General features: G+C 29.8%; 17 protein-coding genes. 16 read left to right on the forward strand and 1 reads right to left on the reverse strand.

The genetic code is table 11. The features are described 5' to 3' along the window. Window positions 1–150 precede the first annotated feature (150 nt). The 7 genes from L3B98_RS12345 to helD all read left to right on the forward strand — a co-directional run bounded on the left by L3B98_RS12345 (window position 151) and on the right by helD (window position 8,235). Window positions 151–783 (forward strand): YkgJ family cysteine cluster protein, encoded by a 633-nt coding sequence (locus L3B98_RS12345; RefSeq protein WP_238916842.1) that lies wholly within the window; start codon window positions 151–153, stop codon window positions 781–783. Window positions 784–1,356: 573 nt separating this feature from the next. After that, window positions 1,357–2,145, forward strand: coding sequence for an Rpn family recombination-promoting nuclease/putative transposase (locus tag L3B98_RS12350; RefSeq protein ID WP_238916920.1), 789 nt, complete (start codon window positions 1,357–1,359; stop codon window positions 2,143–2,145). Window positions 2,146–2,253: 108 nt separating this feature from the next. Then, entirely contained in the window at window positions 2,254–2,433 is a 180-nt protein-coding gene (locus tag L3B98_RS12355) for a hypothetical protein (RefSeq protein WP_238916843.1), read from the forward strand. Between the two features lie 63 nt (window positions 2,434–2,496). Then, a complete protein-coding gene (locus L3B98_RS12360) occupies window positions 2,497–3,009 on the forward strand; it encodes a hypothetical protein (protein WP_238916844.1) in 513 nt (170 codons plus the stop codon). 277 nt (window positions 3,010–3,286) lie between these two features. Continuing rightward, window positions 3,287–4,360, forward strand: coding sequence for a galactose ABC transporter substrate-binding protein (locus tag L3B98_RS12365; RefSeq protein ID WP_238916845.1), 1,074 nt, complete (start codon window positions 3,287–3,289; stop codon window positions 4,358–4,360). A gap of 324 nt (window positions 4,361–4,684) precedes the next feature. After that, a complete protein-coding gene (locus tag L3B98_RS12370) occupies window positions 4,685–5,698 on the forward strand; it encodes a pirin family protein (protein ID WP_238916846.1) in 1,014 nt (337 codons plus the stop codon). A gap of 296 nt (window positions 5,699–5,994) precedes the next feature. Beyond that, window positions 5,995–8,235 carry an RNA polymerase recycling motor HelD gene (gene helD, locus L3B98_RS12375; protein ID WP_238916847.1) on the forward strand — a complete coding sequence of 747 codons (2,241 nt, stop codon included), beginning with the start codon at window positions 5,995–5,997 and terminating at the stop codon, window positions 8,233–8,235. Between the two features lie 246 nt (window positions 8,236–8,481). Here the strand turns inward: helD and L3B98_RS12380 are convergent, their stop codons facing one another. Next, window positions 8,482–8,661 carry a hypothetical protein gene (locus L3B98_RS12380; RefSeq protein WP_015394089.1) on the reverse strand — a complete coding sequence of 60 codons (180 nt, stop codon included), beginning with the start codon at window positions 8,659–8,661 and terminating at the stop codon, window positions 8,482–8,484. A gap of 181 nt (window positions 8,662–8,842) precedes the next feature. Between L3B98_RS12380 and L3B98_RS12385 the strand changes: the two genes are divergently transcribed. The 9 genes from L3B98_RS12385 to L3B98_RS12425 all read left to right on the forward strand — a co-directional run bounded on the left by L3B98_RS12385 (window position 8,843) and on the right by L3B98_RS12425 (window position 18,033). Beyond that, window positions 8,843–10,042 carry a methyltransferase domain-containing protein gene (locus L3B98_RS12385; protein WP_238916848.1) on the forward strand — a complete coding sequence of 400 codons (1,200 nt, stop codon included), beginning with the start codon at window positions 8,843–8,845 and terminating at the stop codon, window positions 10,040–10,042. Window positions 10,043–10,133: 91 nt separating this feature from the next. After that, window positions 10,134–11,144, forward strand: coding sequence for a UDP-glucose 4-epimerase GalE (gene galE, locus L3B98_RS12390; protein WP_238916849.1), 1,011 nt, complete (start codon window positions 10,134–10,136; stop codon window positions 11,142–11,144). Between the two features lie 524 nt (window positions 11,145–11,668). Beyond that, window positions 11,669–12,850, forward strand: a complete 1,182-nt coding sequence (locus tag L3B98_RS12395; RefSeq protein ID WP_015394086.1) for an ABC transporter substrate-binding protein — start codon at window positions 11,669–11,671, stop codon at window positions 12,848–12,850. Between the two features lie 104 nt (window positions 12,851–12,954). Beyond that, complete coding sequence (locus L3B98_RS12400) at window positions 12,955–13,839, forward strand: branched-chain amino acid ABC transporter permease (RefSeq protein WP_015394085.1); 885 nt, start codon at window positions 12,955–12,957, stop codon at window positions 13,837–13,839. A gap of 9 nt (window positions 13,840–13,848) precedes the next feature. Beyond that, window positions 13,849–14,895 (forward strand): branched-chain amino acid ABC transporter permease, encoded by a 1,047-nt coding sequence (locus tag L3B98_RS12405; protein WP_238916850.1) that lies wholly within the window; start codon window positions 13,849–13,851, stop codon window positions 14,893–14,895. A 1-nt stretch (window position 14,896) separates the two neighbouring features. After that, window positions 14,897–15,667 carry an ABC transporter ATP-binding protein gene (locus L3B98_RS12410; protein WP_238916851.1) on the forward strand — a complete coding sequence of 257 codons (771 nt, stop codon included), beginning with the start codon at window positions 14,897–14,899 and terminating at the stop codon, window positions 15,665–15,667. Between the two features lies 1 nt (window position 15,668). Continuing rightward, the gene (locus tag L3B98_RS12415) at window positions 15,669–16,373 is read left to right on the forward strand and encodes an ABC transporter ATP-binding protein (RefSeq protein ID WP_015394082.1); all 705 of its coding nucleotides are present in this window, start codon (window positions 15,669–15,671) and stop codon (window positions 16,371–16,373) included. Between the two features lie 9 nt (window positions 16,374–16,382). Next, window positions 16,383–16,838, forward strand: a complete 456-nt coding sequence (locus L3B98_RS12420; protein ID WP_238916852.1) for an Lrp/AsnC family transcriptional regulator — start codon at window positions 16,383–16,385, stop codon at window positions 16,836–16,838. Window positions 16,839–17,184: 346 nt separating this feature from the next. Beyond that, on the forward strand, window positions 17,185–18,033 hold the full coding sequence (locus L3B98_RS12425) for a D-amino acid aminotransferase (RefSeq protein WP_238916853.1): 849 nt from the start codon (window positions 17,185–17,187) through the stop codon (window positions 18,031–18,033). Window positions 18,034–18,042: the final 9 nt, after the last annotated feature.

Below are 18,042 nucleotides of genomic sequence, written 5' to 3' on the forward strand. Positions count from 1 at the left end.
AAATATAATTAGATTAATGAAATTAGAGAAAGCAATAATGTTAGTGAGTATTTTAGTGAGGTAGCTTATTATACTGGAAAATATGAAATATTAACGAAATCCGAAAATATGGAATATGTAAGAAAAAATAATTTAAAGTTGAGGAACTATATGATGAAATTACTATATGATGTCGAAGGTAAAGTGAATTATGACAAAATTAATAAAAATACAACAGTTAAAGATGTGTTAGATGCAGTTGATATATTTTTAAATAATAATCCTCTTAATTGTAATGAATGTGAGGAGAGTTGCTGCAAAAGATCTTGGTCAGTAGAAATGGATAATATCTGTGTGAATAGATTGAGCAGTTGGAACGATGAGGCAGTTTTAGATTTTATTCAGGAAAAGTTGGTTAAAAAGAAAAATTATTATAGAGATTTTGATCAGTATGTATTAAATAAGAAAATGGACTGTAATTTTATAACAGAAACCAATCTATGCACTATCTATGAGGATAGGCCAATAATATGCAGACTTTATATCTGCATTTCAAGAAGTTATAGATATAACTTGATTAGAGAGCTCATAGGAAGTGCATATTTAAAAGCACTGATACATGAAGAAAAAATTAGAAACAATAATTTCACAAATAAAATTGTTAATAAGTATAAAAGAAATCCAGCAGTTTTTGCTAAAGACTACAATATACTTCTGGAAAAAATATTTGATTATTCAGAAGATGAAGGTTGGCTTGATATTGATGAAAGAGAAGAATTGTACAAAGAAATGATCCTAGAATAAAGTTTATAATAATAATGATTACATAATAAATTTACAAGGAATTATTAGCAACTTCAACACTACGTGTTTCAGAAGATCCCTCAGGGGAAATAAAGATTCAGGGGAAGTTTATCTTCCACTGAAGGTTAGTTGAACTTATCTAGGGTCGTGCCATTGTTAGCTCAAGTTTTGAAAAAGATTGAGTGTTACAATGGCTAGACATCAGAATTGTTATTAATGATGAAGGTATAATGAGTATTGTTGATGAAACTGTAATAAAGGTTTCTAAATAGGCTTTTATAAAGAAGCCTATAAAAAGTATAAAAGAACTTCTTAGAAAATAGAAATAAATTTACCGAGTATATTCCTAGTAAGTTATGATGTACTCGGTTATTTTTTGCTTGGAATAAGAACTTATGTGCGCATATAATTTGCAGGATTGGAAATAATTATAGTATAGGCAAATGAGTACTCAAAGTTGATTTATTCTATATTGAAAGATATCTTGAAATAGCTTAAAATTAAAAGAAAGTAGTGAGAAGAGTGACAGCTGATAGTGAGATAATAAGTTCTAGCGAAATAATAAAATCTTCTATGAATAAAACTTTAAAAGATTTAAACCTTGAAGATGATTTTCTATTTGCAAAGGTTATGAGTGATAAAGGAATTTGCAAGGAATTATTAGAAAAGATTTTAGAAGTTGAAATAGAAAAAGTAGAAATGATCCAAGAACAAAAGACTATAGATTTATTGCTTGAAAGTAAAGGTATTAGGCTTGATGTCTATGTAAAAGATGAAAATAATACAATTTACAACGTAGAGATGCAAAGAGGAAAACATAAGAATTTACCTAAAAGGTTAAGGTACTATCAAGGAAGTATTGATTTGGATCTAATAAGCAGAGGGGAAGATTACAGAAAGCTTGCTAAAAGTTATATAATATTTATTTGTACTTTTGATTTGTTTAATAAAGGAAGGCATAAATATACGTTTCAAAATGTATGTTTAGAAGATAATAGTATGATATTAAATGATGAAGCGCAAAAAATAATATTAAATACAAAGGGAATTATGAAAGATTTAAGTGATGAGTTACTGGAATTTCTTGAATATGTAGAGGATTCAACAGATGATAGAGTAAAGAGTGTAAAAGGAAGTTTTGTTAAAAATGTACATAAAAGAGTACAAGAGGTTAAAAATGATGTTTTAATGGAGGTAGAGTTCATGACTTTATTGGAAAGAGATAGAGAGAAAATTGAAGAAGGAGAAAAAAAGAAGGCATTAGAGATCGCATTAGAGATGCTAAAAGATAATGAACCAATAGAAAAAATAATTAAATATTCAAAGCTTAGTAAGGAAGAAATATTAAAAATTAAGATTTGAAAGTTATAATGTTAGAATTTATGAAAGCTGTCCTAAATGGGTGGCTTTTTCACATATAAAAAAATAGTATGATTTTTTGCATAAAAGCAAATTGTTAAAGGAGCAATTATGAATATTAATAATTTTGAGGAATATATAGATAAAACAATTTTAAAAAGAGGTTATGACTATTATAATGATGGAAATATACTTGATTCTTGTAATGTAAGAGATAATACTTATACCTTTGAAGTACAGGGAAGTGAAGATTATATCTTAATTTCAAAAATAATTCAAGTAATGATATAATAAATATAAACTGTAATCGTAATCAAAAAACCAATGAATAATATAGTGGAAGGGGAACTTAAGGTGGATAATAATTCGGTAATTAAAAAATTAACTATGTGTGGAAATTCTTTGAAGAAATTATATAAATTTCTTCCAGAAAATAGTATAAAAGCTATTCCATATACAACATCAGGTGAGTCAAAATATGATTTGGAAGTAAATATAAATGGGGTTGAATTTAAAGGAAAAGAAGATAAGTCCAACATAGTTATAAATAGTTTACATAGAAATTATACAAAAGAGGAATTAATGGCTATTCAAAAAATAGCTACGAAATGTTATACGTATCCATTTGGCGGATTAGAATTTTCTTTTGGACTAAATATTTTTAGAAATGATAAAACAGAGAAAACAATAATTAATCTATTAGATAAATATAATATTGAACCATTTTTAGAAAGTTTAGATCCAGAAGGGCATATAGAATTAAAGATTAGTAACGTGAAATACTTTTCTACAGAGGCTTTCATAAATTTTGTTTTAGAATTGCAAATATTAAATCCTTTATTAGATGAAAAATATGATAAGAACTAAAACATGAAGATGATGGATTTGAAATAATGTTTAAAGATGAAATCAATGAAATGTTAGCAGTATAGTTTGTCTATTTTATAAAATCAAGTATATATTATCTTTTTTTGCACAGACTAAAAATATAACATTACATAATTTTAGTATTTGAAAAGAAGTATAAAAATATAACTAGAAAAGAAATTTTCAGTTATATAACCTATCAAATATTTAATTTACACAAGTTATTCTATATTCTCGACATATAATTTAAAAATTATATATGATGGTAGGTGTTGCTATGAATATATTGAGAAAAATAATAATATTATTTTTGGTTTCATTAACTATGTTTACTTTAGGAAGTACAATTCAAGTTAAACCAACTTCTAGCTTAAATAATAATAACCGTGCAGTAATTAATATTGCAGTAATATTCTTCGAAACTGAAGATCCGTACACTATGAAAGTTATAGAAAGTTTTAAGGAGATAGAGAGCGTAAAGGAGAATAATGTGAAATTTACTTTTCTAAATCCTCAGAATAATATAGCTATAAATAATGAAATGTTAGATAATGCATTGAGAAGTAACTATGATTTATATATACTATATTTACCAGATAGAACGGAAGGTTCTGTAAACAATGTTATTGATAGAGTTAGACAGAGAGGTAAAGCATTAATACTAATGAATATTCCAACAGAAATAGCATTGAAATCTTCTAAAATCTATGATAAAGTTGCATTTGTAACACCAGATTCTAAGAAGGCAGGGATTGCTCAAGGAAATATTATTGTTGATTTATGGAAGAAGAATAAAGAAGCTTTAGACAAGAATAACAATGACGTACTAGAATATATCTTACTGGAAGGACCTATTAATGATCCTCAGGTAGTTGATAGATCTAAATATGCTATTTCAACAATTAATGATGCAGGAATAAAGACACAAGAGCTTGCTAAAGGAAATGAAGATTGGAATAAAGAACTGGCTAAAACTTCTATTAATAACTTATTTCTAAGATATGGTGGAAATATAGAGGCAATAATTTCAAATAATGATGCCATGGCCATAGGTGCCATTGAAGCCTTACAAAATTATGGATATAATAAAGGTGATAAACTTAAAAATATAGCAGTTGTAGGTATTGATGGATTGCCAGAAGCAAAAGATCTAATTGACAAGGGGATTATGACAGGTACTGTTATTCAAGATCCAAAGGTTCAAAGTAAATTGCTATATACTGTTGGAGTTAATCTTGTAAATAAATTAAATCCTATAGAAAATACAGATTATCAAATTGTTGACGGACAGATTATAATTCCATTTCCTTATGATACATATGTTGGTAAGGAAGTGAGCAATAACAAATAGATTTTTGAATTAATAGGCAGTCTATTGCTAAAAAATAGACTGCCTATTTCTAATTCATTTTATTTAAAAATTATGTTACGCTAAAATAAATTTTGCTATCATTTATATTGCCTCTTATGAAATTTTAAACTTAACTACATCATAAATTGAGATAGTAATTTGTTATGAATTCTAGATTACTCTAAAAGAATATACAAGTAATAAAAGTTATGCTACAATCAAATTATAAGATAATTATTATCAATTAATAACTATTTTAGTGAATGATTTTGATATATTTAATAGGTTAAGTATAAGTAATACTTATTAGAGGAGGTAAAAATTATGAATAATAACATATTGAAAATAAATAAATTAAGTTCTCAATGGGGGACAAGTGATCCTTTTCTATTTTTGGCACACCATAAGGATGCTTACCCAAAAGGGAATAATGAGATGGGACCAAATGCTTCCCTAAAAGGCAGAAATATTGGAAGTGACTTTCAGGGAATAGATGGTTGGAATATGTATCATGGAGACGTTATTCCAGGGTTTCCACAGCATCCACATAGAGGTTTTGAAACAGTTACTATAGTGTTGGATGGGTATGTTGATCATGCAGATTCAGCAGGTGCTACAGGCAGATATGGAGCTGGTGATGTACAGTGGCTTACTGCAGGGAAAGGTTGCAATCATACAGAAATGTTTCCTTTAGTTAATACAGAAAAAGATAATCCGTTGGAATTGTTTCAAATTTGGATGAATCTACCTAAAAAAGATAAATTCGTAGAACCACATTATAAAATGCTTTGGGCAGAAGACATTCCAGTAATACAAGCTCAAGATGATAGCGGCAGAACAAGTACAATAAGACTGATTTTTGGCTCTTATAATGGTATTAAGAGCTTAGATTCTTCGCCTAATTCATGGGCAAGTGAAGAGAAGAATCATGTAAGAATCTGCCTTATTCGTATGGAGCCTGAGGCTAGTATAGAACTCCCTAAAGTATCTTCGACTTTGAATAGAACTGTTTACTTCTATGAAGGAGAGAGAATAAATATTGAAGGAACAAGCATTGAGAATTATCATAGTGTAAAACTTGCAGGAGATGAAATTATAGAAATAAAAAATGGTTCAAAGGAAAGCTGTCTGCTACTTTTAGAGGGAGAACCAATTGGCGAACCTGTTGTAAGTTATGGTCCTTTTGTAATGAACTCTGATAAAGAAATTAGGGATGCTTTTGCTGATTATAGAAGTACTGGCTTTGGAGGATGGCCATGGGAACGTGATGATTTTGTTCATCCAAGAGAAAAAGGAAGATTTGCGCAATATCCTGATGGTAAAATAGAGTACAGATAATATTTGTCATCTTCAAATAGCAACAACAACATTTATGGCTTTAAAGATATCCTAGGGAAAATAAAATTTATAACTTCGTATTTTGTGAATATTGAAGGACATCAAAAAAGATACTTGCCAAATGACAAGTATCTTTTCTATTGACATAACAAAATAAAAACGATACAATAAATTGATATCGCTTTAAATGAAATGTATTATCTATTTTCCTAATTATATTATACACTTTCGAAAAAGCAATGTCAATAGTGTTTGAAAATAATTTCCCTGAATTATTTTTTAAGGAGTGAAACATTATGAGTAATAATGACTTTGAAGTGAAACTTGAACATGAATGGCTGCAGGAGGTGCTTAAAGAAGCTCAAAAGCAATTTGATGAAAAACGTAATTTTAGAGAAAAATTTAAAAGTGATGCAATTGAACTGCAAAGAGAGTTATGGGAGGAGGTAGGTTCTGTTTCTATAGCAAATGGATTAGAACAGATTGTAGACTTTATGCAGTCTATTAATGCCATGAAAATACAAAAGAGAAACCATGAGTTTACCAGAAAGCTTGAGAAAAAGTATGAAAGGCTACTTTTGTCGCCTTATTTTGCAAGAATGGATTTCGTTGAAAAAGGAGAGGAGAAGGCTGAAAAGTGCTATATAGGAATATCCAATCTTATTAATGATAATTTTGACTTCTTAGTATATGATTGGAGAGCACCTATTTCCAGCATGTTTTATGATTATGAAATTGGAGAAGCACAGTTCAAATGTCCTGAAGGATACATAGAAGGAAAACTTACACTGAAAAGACAATATAAAATTAATAATGGTAAAATTGAGTATATGTTTGACAGTAATCTTAAGATAGATGATGAAGTATTACAGGACATCCTAAGTAAAAGCACTGATAGCAAGATGAAGGCAATTGTAACTACTATTCAGAGAGAGCAGAATAAAGTTATTCGTAATGAGGAGTATAAAAATCTAATTGTTCAGGGGCCTGCAGGAAGTGGGAAAACCTCTGTTGCTATGCATAGAATTGCCTATCTTTTGTATAAGCATCGAGAGAAAATAACTCCTCAAAATATAGTGATTTTTTCTCCAAATGATATTTTCAATGAGTATATTTCTAATGTACTGCCTGAACTTGGAGAAGATAATATGCTTCAAACTACGTTTAAGGAATATATGCACAAAGCTTTAGGAAATGAATTTAATAAAGAAAATTATAGCGAAATGATGGAATATATTTTAGCATCAAAGTCGGAGGAAGCCTATAAAATAAGAAAGAACAATATAAAATTTAAAGCTTCAATTGAGTTTATTGATGTATTAAAGCAATATGTAACCTTCCTTGAAAAGGCGAATAGAAATTTTATAGATATTACATTTAGAGGAAATCTAATAATTTCCTCACAGGATTTAGAAGAGCTGTTTTTTAAAGATTATGTACAGCTTCCACTGAAAAGGAGGCTTCAAAAGATAAAAGAGAGAGTGTTGTTTCTATTAAAGCCTTATGAAGAACAGCGTATAGTAGAAGTAGCAAATGAACTTATTAATTCTGACTCTTCTTTAGATAAAACTGAAATTAAGGAAAATAGTACAGCTATTGTAAAGAATGAACTGAAGGAGCTTTATTACGAAATCAATAGAATGACAGAATTCGATTTATTTGACATTTATAAAAGGTTATTTGAAAATCTAGAGCTTTTCTTAAGAGATTTTAATATCGAGTATGATGAAAAGAAAATTGGTGAAATAAAAAGCTATACCTTAGAAAGCCTAAAAGTTAGAAGACTTAATTATGAGGATCAAATTTCTATTTTATATCTAAAGGGTGCACTGGGAGAACTTCCTAAAACCTCAGAAATTAAATACGTTATTATTGATGAGGCGCAGGATTATTCACCACTACAATATGAAATTTTTTATCAGCTTTTTAACCAAGCAAATTTAACTATATTGGGAGATTTAAATCAATCCATAAATCCATTTATGAATGTAGGAGATTATAAAAATATTTCTCATATATTTACAGAAGATAGTACTTGCATAATAAATTTAACCAAAAGCTATAGATCCACAATGGAAATTACTAAGTTTTCAAGAAGGCTGCTTAATAAGGATATTGGGGCTGAATGTGTAGAAAGAAGTGGAAAAGAGCCTTTGCTCCTTGGATTTTCAAATGAAGATGCCATAAAAGAAAAACTTCTTAAGGATATAAAAATATATAATGAGAAAAATTACAAATCCATTGGAATTATAACAAAAACTGCAAAGGAAGCAAATGATTTATATAATTTCTTAAAAGATAAGGTTAACGTTAGAGCAATAATGAAGGATGACGATGAATATATGAGTGATACCTTGATAATACCTGCATACCTTGCTAAAGGATTAGAATTTGATGTAGTGCTTATATATAATGCTGGAGAGGAAAATTATAGTAGTGAGGAGGAGAGGCTTTTGCTATACACTGCTTGTACTAGAGCACTTCATGTTTTATGCGTATATTTCTCAGGAAATGTGACATCATTAATAAAACCGTAAATTCTATTCCATAATAATTTAAAATAAGCACTTAAAGTAAAGAAAGATTAGCCGTATATGCGAATTTAAAAGCATAGAGAAAATATGAGTAATAAATTTAAGAGTAGTTTTGATAATATAAGTAAAATTATCAAAACTACTCTTTTTGTTACATTAAATAAAGTAACTTAAGATGTTTTCATGTAGTTTAATACAGGATATTTAAAATATACCAATTTTTATTTATTGGAATTTCATATGTTGCAGCTAAAGTATATTTTTTGATTTCAACTTATTAATACTTTGCTTAACTAAATTAATCGCCTCGGACGCGCTTTGTCCCTTATGCTTTATTTCACTATCACCTATTTTTGCAATTGCCTTAAATGGATATTGACTTTCGTTATTTTGCATTACGACTATTTCATGATCTCTATATATTTCCATAAAGCATACCACCTTTATTCATTTTAGATTACATCAGGTCAAACGACCTAATAGTATTATATCATACTCCGAATATTTTGAAAATTCCATCTTTTAATTATTTCCTGAAAAATAATTAAAAATACCCATTGACCTTTACCTTAGGATAACCCGTATAATGTAATTGAGAGGAGGGGAAATCGTGGAAAAGGATAAAGTATTTTATACTGCTGGAATATTTGCAAAGAAAGCTGGAATAACCTTAAAGACTATTCATCATTATCATAAGGAAGGCCTTTTATGCCCAAGTAGTTATAATGAAGCAGGTTATAGACTTTATAGTGATGAAGATTTTCAGAAACTTCAAAAGATATTAACTCTAAAGTTCATAGGTTTTTCCTTAGAAGAAATTAAGGAACTTATAAAATCAGATCAGCTTAAGAATGATGTAAGAGAATCCTTAAATCTACAAATGGATATAATTGATGAAAAGATTAATCATCTTGTTCTAGTGAAAAAGGCTATAAGTGAAGCAGAGCTTATGATTGATAGTGAGAGTAGTCTTGATTGGACTAAATTCACTAATATAATAAAAATAATTAATACAGAAAAGGTATGGTTAAATCAATATAAGAATTCAGCTAATTTATCTGCGCGAATAAATCTTCATGATTTATATAGTACAAATAAATATGGTTGGCATAGATGGTTTTTTGATCAATTAGGACTAAGTGAGGATATGACAGTTTTAGAGCTTGGCTGTGGAAATGCAAGTTTATGGCTTAGAAATGAGGATAGAATTCCAAAGAATTGTAAAATAACTTTAACAGATATATCTGAAGGAATGCTTAAAGATGCAAAGCAAAATTTAGGAGAGCACTCAAAAAAATTTGAATTTAAACAAGCTGATGCTCAAAATATACCTTATGAGGACAATAGCTTTGATGTTGTTATTGCAGATCATATTTTCTATCATATATCAGATAAACAAAAGGCCCTTTCAGAAATTAAACGAGTCTTAAAACCTAAAGGATACGTGTATTTATCTACTATTGGGAAAAATCATCTTATTGAATTAAGGGAATTACTTAAAGAGTTTAAAGAAAATCTAGTTATATCTCAATCAGATTTTTCTGAGGATTTTGGGCTTGAAAATGGAGGAAAACAAATTTCTAATAGTTTTGATTGCATTGAGTTATTAATGTATGAAGATTCACTTATAGTCACTGAGGTTGAACCTCTTATTAGTTATCTATATTCAACCACAGGAAATTCAAAGGAAATTTTAATTAATGAAAATTTAAAAAAATTTAAAAAATTAGTTGAGAATAAGATGAAAGTAACTGGAAGTGTTTTTATTACAAAGGAAACAGGTTTGTTTAAAGCATGTTCGAAAAAATAAGCCAGTATGAGTAAAATTAAAAATATTATTAAATATTAAGAATTTAGTGTACTTGCTTGCACACTAGATATATTAGAAAGGATGATTATTAATGAAGGTTTTAGTTACAGGTGGTGCAGGTTATATAGGCAGTACTGTCTGCTCTGCACTAGAGGACAATGGACATACACCGATAATTTTAGACTCTCTTATCCAAGGTAGAGAGGAATTTACTAAAAATAAAATATTCTATAAAGGAGATATTTCTGATAAGGCTTTATTAGAAAAAATATTTAAAGAAAATCCAGAGATTAAGTTTACTATTCATTTGGCTGCACTGATTATAGTGCCAGAATCTGTTGAAAAGCCTTATGAATATTATCATAATAATGTTGTAAAATCCATAGAACTGTTTAAAAATTTAAATGCTTTGGGATGTAAGAATATAGTATTTAGTTCTTCTGCTTCAGTATATGATGATGTTGAAGATTTTATGGTATCAGAAACTTCACCTGTTAGACCTAGAAGTCCATATGCTCGTACAAAATATATGATGGAAATGGTTTTGGAAGATTTTTGTGTAGCGTATGGTATGAGGGGAATATCTTTAAGATATTTTAATTTAATAGGTGCTGATCCAAAGTTTAGATCTGGCGCTTACGTAAAGTCTCCAAGCCATGTACTGGGTACATTACTTAATGCAGCTTCTGAGGAAGGAAAGGTTTTTAAAATAACTGGGACAGATTGGCCAACAAGAGATGGTTCTGCAATAAGAGACTATATTCATGTGTGGGATCTTGCTATTGCTCATGTTAAAGCTATTGAAAATTTTGATAAAGCCTTTAATTTATTAGGAAATCAAAAAGAGCCTTATCTAGTAATAAACCTTGGAACTGGTACTGGAGTAACTGTTAAAGAACTGGTTACTGCATTTGAAAAGGTAATTGGAAGACCAGTTAATAAAGAAAATGCTAAACCTAGATTAGGGGATGTACTAGGGGCTTGTGCAAATGTTTCTAGGGCTAAAGAGCTTATTGCTTGGGAAACTAGTTATTCTGTTGAAGATGGCATTCGTGATGCTTTGAAATGGGATGAAGTAAGAGAGGATATAATTAAGTTTTGAAAAATTCTCTTTGCAACATTTCTATAAGTTCTAATTAAGATTTTATAGCTCACATCACGAAAGCCTAAATGGTTTTCAGGATTAATGACAATTGATAATTGAAACATATATATTTTACCCATAAGAATGTAAAATTTAGTAATGAATATATAATGATAACTATAGAAACAGAAAAAATTATTGAATATTAAAGAAAAACAGGAAATATTTCTGTGATTACAATTTTTCTCAAAATTGTTATTGACAATTTTGTCTCTTACCGTATAATATATTTATACACAATGGCTGGTGTTAATTACACCAGTCATTTTTTTTACAATAATTTTAACGTTAAAAAATTATCTAGGAATATATTAAAGAAATAATAGTAAATATTATTATGCATAATATGATGTGAACAATAAGCTGGGATAAAAATATTAATTATATGACGAAGGTGTCTATAAAATCAAGGAAGATTTTATAGACACCTTTTTTGTATAAAAAGGATTATTATTAAAAATTATAAGTTGGAGGAGATTTTTATGATAAAAAAGATGTTTCTTAAAAGAATATTTGGGGTAGTAACAGTAATAGCAATGACAGCAACAATGGTTATGGGGTGTAGCGAAACAGCTAAAGTAAGTTCAAACGGGGGAAGTTCAGCTAGTGGAGATACGATTAAGATCGGAGGAGTATTTCCATTAACAGGTGATGTTCCAGCTTTAGGTTCAGCAATGGAAAACGGAGCAAAACTTGCAATAAAAGAAATAAACGATGCTGGTGGTGTTCTTGGTAAAAAATTAGAGCTTGTTTCAGAAGATGATCAAAATCAAGCAGCAACAGCTCCAAATGCTATTACAAAGTTAATTACACAAGATAAGGTTTCAGCAGTAGTCGGAACATATGCAAGTAAATGTTCAATTCCAATGGCAGCAGTTGCAAAAGATATGAAAACCGTTATGATTACTCCAGGGTCAACAAATGAAAAGGTTACTACTGAAGGTGGAGATTATGTATTCAGAGCATGCTTTATAGATCCATTACAAGGTAAAGTTGGTGCAAAATTCGCAGCAGAAAACCTAAAAGCTAAAAAAGTAGCAATGCTTTATGATGTAGGTAATGATTATTGTGTAGGTATTTCAAAAGAATTCAAGAAGAACTTTGAAGCGGCAGGTGGTACTGTAGCATATGAAAAAACTTACAATGCAGGAGAAAGTGATTTCAAAGCATTTTTAACTGAAATTAAAGAATTAAATGTAGATGTACTTTATCTTCCAGATAACTACTCAACTGTTGGATTAATTGCAAAACAAGCAAGAGAAATTGGTATTAAGGCACCATTCTTAGGTAGTGATTCATGGAGTGATCCAGGTCTTGTAAAAGTTGGAGGAGATGCTATTGAAGGTTCTTACTTCACAGATCACTTATCATTAAAATCAGATAATGCAGCAATTAAAAAGTTCGTTGATAATTATAAAAAGGAATATAGTGGTGATCCTAGTGCATTCTCTGTACTTAGCTATGACTCAGTTTACATTGTAGCAGAGGCAATAAAACAAGCGGGAAGCACAGATGAAAATGCGATTAAAGATGCAATGGCAAAGTTAGATGCAGATTGTGGAACTACACATTATAAATTTGATGACAAACATAACCCAATTAAGAGTGTAGTTATTAATAAAGTTGTAAAGGGACAATTTGAATTTGAAACTGAGGTTAAATAATTCTAAAGAAAATTAAATTTTATTGTTTAGCGGCTATATCAACTTAGGTAAGCTGTAATTTAAGTAGGCCTAAAGATATAGTCGTTTTTAAAGGAGAGATGTAGATGGGTACTTTATTGCAACAAATTGTAAATGGTATATGTCTTGGTAGTGTTTATGCATTAATAGCTATTGGTTATACCATGGTATATGGAATTATTAAATTAATTAATTTTGCTCATTGTGATATTTATATGGTTGGTGCTTTCTTAGGGTACTTTGCAGCAACAGTATTAGGCTTCGGATTTATTCCATGTTTGATTTTTTCTATGGTTTCTTGCGCAATCTTGGGTATGTTAATTGAAAGAATCGCTTATAAACCACTTAGAAATTCACCGAATGTAACCTTATTAATAACTACAATGGGAATGGAACTTATATTACAAAACTTTGTAAAAGCTGATTTTATAGCAGGTCCAAATACAAGAAATTTTCCAGAAGTAATTCCTCTAATTTCTTATAAAATTGGAACAGTAACAATAAGCAATCTTCAAATAATTGCGCTTGCCATCACTATTATATTATGTATTGGATTACAGTACTTAGTAAACAGAACCAGAACAGGTAGAGCTATGAGAGCAACTTCTTATGATAGAGATGCAGCGGCCTTAATGGGAATAAATATTAATAAAGTAATTTCTTTAACCTTTGCATTAGGTTCAGCTTTAGCCGCAACAGCTGGGGTACTTGTTGGTATGCTATATCCTAGACTTGAACCTGCTATGGGAGTTATGCCAGGACTTAAATCCTTTGTAGCTGCCGTTCTTGGTGGAATTGGAATTATACCAGGGGCAATGTTTGGTGGAATTGCAATGGGGCTTATTGAAACCTTATCAAAGGTATATATTAGTTCTGGTTTATCAGATGCAATAGCTTTTTCTATTTTAATTATAATTCTTATTGTAAAACCAACTGGTTTATTTGGTAAGAAAAACAATGTGAAGGTGTAGGTGATAAGAATGGTAAATAAGATGAGTAAAAAGGGAAATAGTCTAAGTTCAAGCTTAGTTAAGCCTATATATACCAGATACTTAATTACAACAGCAGTTCTTGCTTTGATATATTTTTTTCTAATGTTTTTAGTAAATCAAGGGATAATTGGTGATTATATTCTTAGAATTATGAAGCAAATTGGAATATTTTTAATTGCTGCCTTGGGCCTTAATCTTATCTTGGGCTTTACTGGTCAATTTACTATGGGACATGCTGCTTTTATGTCAATAGGAGCATATGGGTCAGCAATAATGACTAAAAATTTTAATATGCCTTTTCCAATTGCTTTACTTGTAGGAATTATATTAGCTGGAATTTTAGCAGCTTTAATTGGATACCCAATATTAAGACTTAAAGGGGATTATTTGGCTATTTGTACTTTGGGTTTTGGAGAAATAGTAAAGGTTGTAATTCAAAATGTAGATTATGTTGGTGGTGCTAGAGGTATTTCAGGGATACCATCAAACACTTCATTTTTAATTGTATTTATAGGGGTAGCCCTTTGTTATGCAATATTAAAAAATTTAATTCATTCTTCAAAAGGTAGAGCAATTATGGCTATTAGAGAAGATGAAATAGCAGCAGAGGCCATGGGGATAAATTCTACTAAATATAAGATGACTGCATTTATAATTGGTAGTAGTATGGCTGGTCTTGCTGGTGGCTTATATGCCCATTTTAATTCTTTTATTGATCCAGCAAGCTTTGCTTTTGCAAAATCAATTGAATTAATAACTTATGTAGTACTTGGTGGAATGGGAAGTTTATCAGGAACTGTAATTGGTACTTCAATTCTTATTTATTTACCTGAATGTTTAAGAGGACTTAGTGAAGTATTTAAGACCTATCGTATTTTAATTTATGCTATTATGCTTGTGCTTATGATGATCTTCCGCCCACAAGGTATCCTTGGAACAAGAGAGATTTCGGTAGCTAACCTAGTAAAATTCTTTAAGAAATTTGGAAAAACACCTGTAAAGAATATTGATCAAAACGAAAAGGCTGGTGAGTAGTATGTCTTTGCTTTCAGTAGAAAATTTAACAATAAGATTTGGTGGTCTTACTGCTGTTTCTGATGTAAATATGGAAATTGGTGAACATCAATTAATTGGTCTTATAGGACCAAATGGTGCAGGTAAAACAACTCTTTTTAATATGCTTACTGGTGTTTATAAACCAACAGAAGGAAAAATAGAATTAAATGGTGAACGTATTGATGGAACTAAACCTTATAATATTACCTCAAAACATATTTCTAGAACCTTTCAAAATATTAGACTTTTTAAAGACTTAACTGTACTTGAAAATGTTATGATAAGCTTCAACTATCAAGCAAAGTCTAGCTTGTTTACATCTATAATTAAGACTCCAGCTCATATTTTGGAAGAAGAAAAAATGAAGCAGGAAGCTTTAGAAATATTGAAGATTTTTAAGTTAGATGATAAGGCAGAGGAGCTTGCAAGTAACCTTCCTTATGGAAAGCAAAGAAGATTAGAAATAGCGAGAGCCTTAGCAGCTAAACCTAAACTTTTACTTTTAGATGAACCAGCTGCTGGTATGAATCCTCAGGAAACAGTAGAACTTACTGAACTTATTCGTTGGATAAAAAATCAATTTAAAATATCTATTTTACTTATTGAACATGATATGAAACTTGTAATGAATGTATGTGAATATATTTATGTACTTTCCTTTGGTGAAATTATTGCTAAAGGAATTCCAAAGGAAATTCAAAAAAATCCTCAAGTAATTGAAGCGTATTTAGGAAAGGGGGCGGCACAATAATATGTTAAAGGTAGAAAATATTAATATATCATATGGGGCAATTCATGCAATTCATGATTTGAGTTTAGAAGTAAAGAGTGGAGAAATTGTGACATTAATTGGAGCAAATGGAGCTGGAAAAACTAGTACTCTTAGGGCAATTAGTGGTTTGAATCCAGTTAAGTCTGGAGAAATAACTTATGAAGGCAAGGTGATTAGCAATATAGGAGCACATAAGATAGTAGGTTATGGCCTTAGCCAAGTTCCAGAAGGAAGAAGAGTCTTTGGTGATCAGACAATAGAAGAAAATCTTTTATTAGGTGCTTATTTAAGAAAGAGTAAAGCTGAGATTAAAGCATCAATGGAAGAGGTTTTTAACTTGTTTCCAAGAGTAAAGGAAAGAAGAAAGCAGCTTGCAGGAACTATGTCAGGTGGTGAGCAGCAAATGCTTGCAATTGGTAGAGCTTTAATGGCGAAACCTAGATTGTTATTACTTGATGAACCATCCATGGGGCTTGCTCCAATAGTAGTTGAAGAAATCTTTGAAATTATAAAAAATATTCGTAAAGCTGGAACAACAATTCTTTTAGTAGAGCAAAATGCAAATGCTGCCCTTCAAATAGCAGATCGAGGTTATGTTTTAGAAACAGGTAGTGTTGTATTAGAAGGTTTAGCACAGGATCTGTTACATGATGACTCTGTTAGAAAAGCTTATTTAGGGGAATAAAAATTTTATATGGATAAAATGGATTATAAAATATTAAAATGTTTAAAAGCAAATGCAAGAATTAAAGCCGCTACTATAAGCAGTCAAATTCACTTATCAGTTTCAGCAGTTCTTGAACGCATACATAAGATGGAAAAAAATGAAGTGATTCAGAATTATACAATAATAGTAGATCAAAAAAAATTAGATAATGATGTGACTGCTTTGATGGAAGTTAGTCTTGAGCATCCAAAGTTCTACGACACTTTTACTTTGGCTATTAAAGGTAATGATAATATTGTTTCCTGCTATTATTTAACTGGAGATTATGATTTTATGATTAAAATAATTTGTCAATCATCTGACCATCTTGAGAAAATCCATCGTTCAATAAAAAGTATAGAAGGAGTATCAGCAACGAAAACTCATTTTGTTTTAAAAAATATAAAAAATACCTTTTGTGTAATACCAGAAGTGGAGGATTAACTGAGAATATTAAAAGTTAATTTCGTAAGTGGAGGCAATTTTTAGTGCAGTAGGTGGAGGATTAACTGAGAATATTAAAAATTTCATGTTTTTTATTGAAATTGTTAAAATATAAGAAAAAATTATGGTGAAATAACAAATAACAATAAAATTTACTTGAATTTAAAAAAATATTGATAAATATTTCGGTTGGATATACTATATGAATATAGTATTAGTTCCAGAGAAGCACCAGATATACTTTAGACGAAGAAGTCAAATTCAAAGGTCTAAAATATGTCTGGTTTTTTATTTTAGATATTTTAGTATGAAAATTAAATTTGGATATTTTTAGGAGGGAAATTAAATGGAGAATTTAGGTTATTACAATGGAAAGTTTGGATTATTAGAAGAAATGACAGTACCAATGCTTGATCGTGTTTGTTATTTTGGAGATGGAGTTTATGATGCTACTTATAGCAGAAATCATAAAATATTTGCATTGGATGAGCATATTGAAAGATTTTATAACAGTGCAGGTTTATTAGGAATAAAAATTCCTTATTCAAAAGAGCAAGTAAAAGAAATTCTTAAAGAAATGGTATTGAAGGTTGATTCAGGAGAACAATTTGTATATTGGCAAATTACAAGAGGTACTGGTATGCGTAATCATGCTTTCCCTGGAGATGAAGTTCCTGCAAATCTATGGATTATGTTAAAGCCTCTAAATATTAAGGATATGTCAAAAAAACTAAAGTTAATTACTTTAGAAGACACTAGATTTTTGCACTGTAATATAAAAACCTTGAATTTATTACCAAGTGTAATTGCAGCTCAAAAAACTGAAGAAGCAGGCTGTCAAGAAGCTGTATTCCATAGAGGTGATAGAGTAACTGAATGTGCTCATAGCAATGTATCAATTATTAAGGATGGTATATTAAAAACTGCACCAACAGATAATTTGATTTTACCTGGCATTGCAAGAGCTCATCTTATTAAAATGTGCAAAGCCTTTAATATTCCTGTAGATGAAACAGCCTTTACCTTGAAAGAATTAATGGAGGCAGATGAAATTATAGTTACTAGTTCGGGACAATTTTGCATGGCAACTAGTGAAATAGATGGAAAACCTGTTGGCGGAAAAGCACCAGAGCTTGTAAAGAAATTACAAGCTGCTTTGTTAAATGAGTTCTTAGAAGAAACAAATGTAGATTAGGAGGTAAAA

The organism is Clostridium sp. YIM B02555, from assembly GCF_022320955.1.
GTDB lineage: Bacteria > Bacillota > Clostridia > Clostridiales > Clostridiaceae > Clostridium > Clostridium saccharoperbutylacetonicum.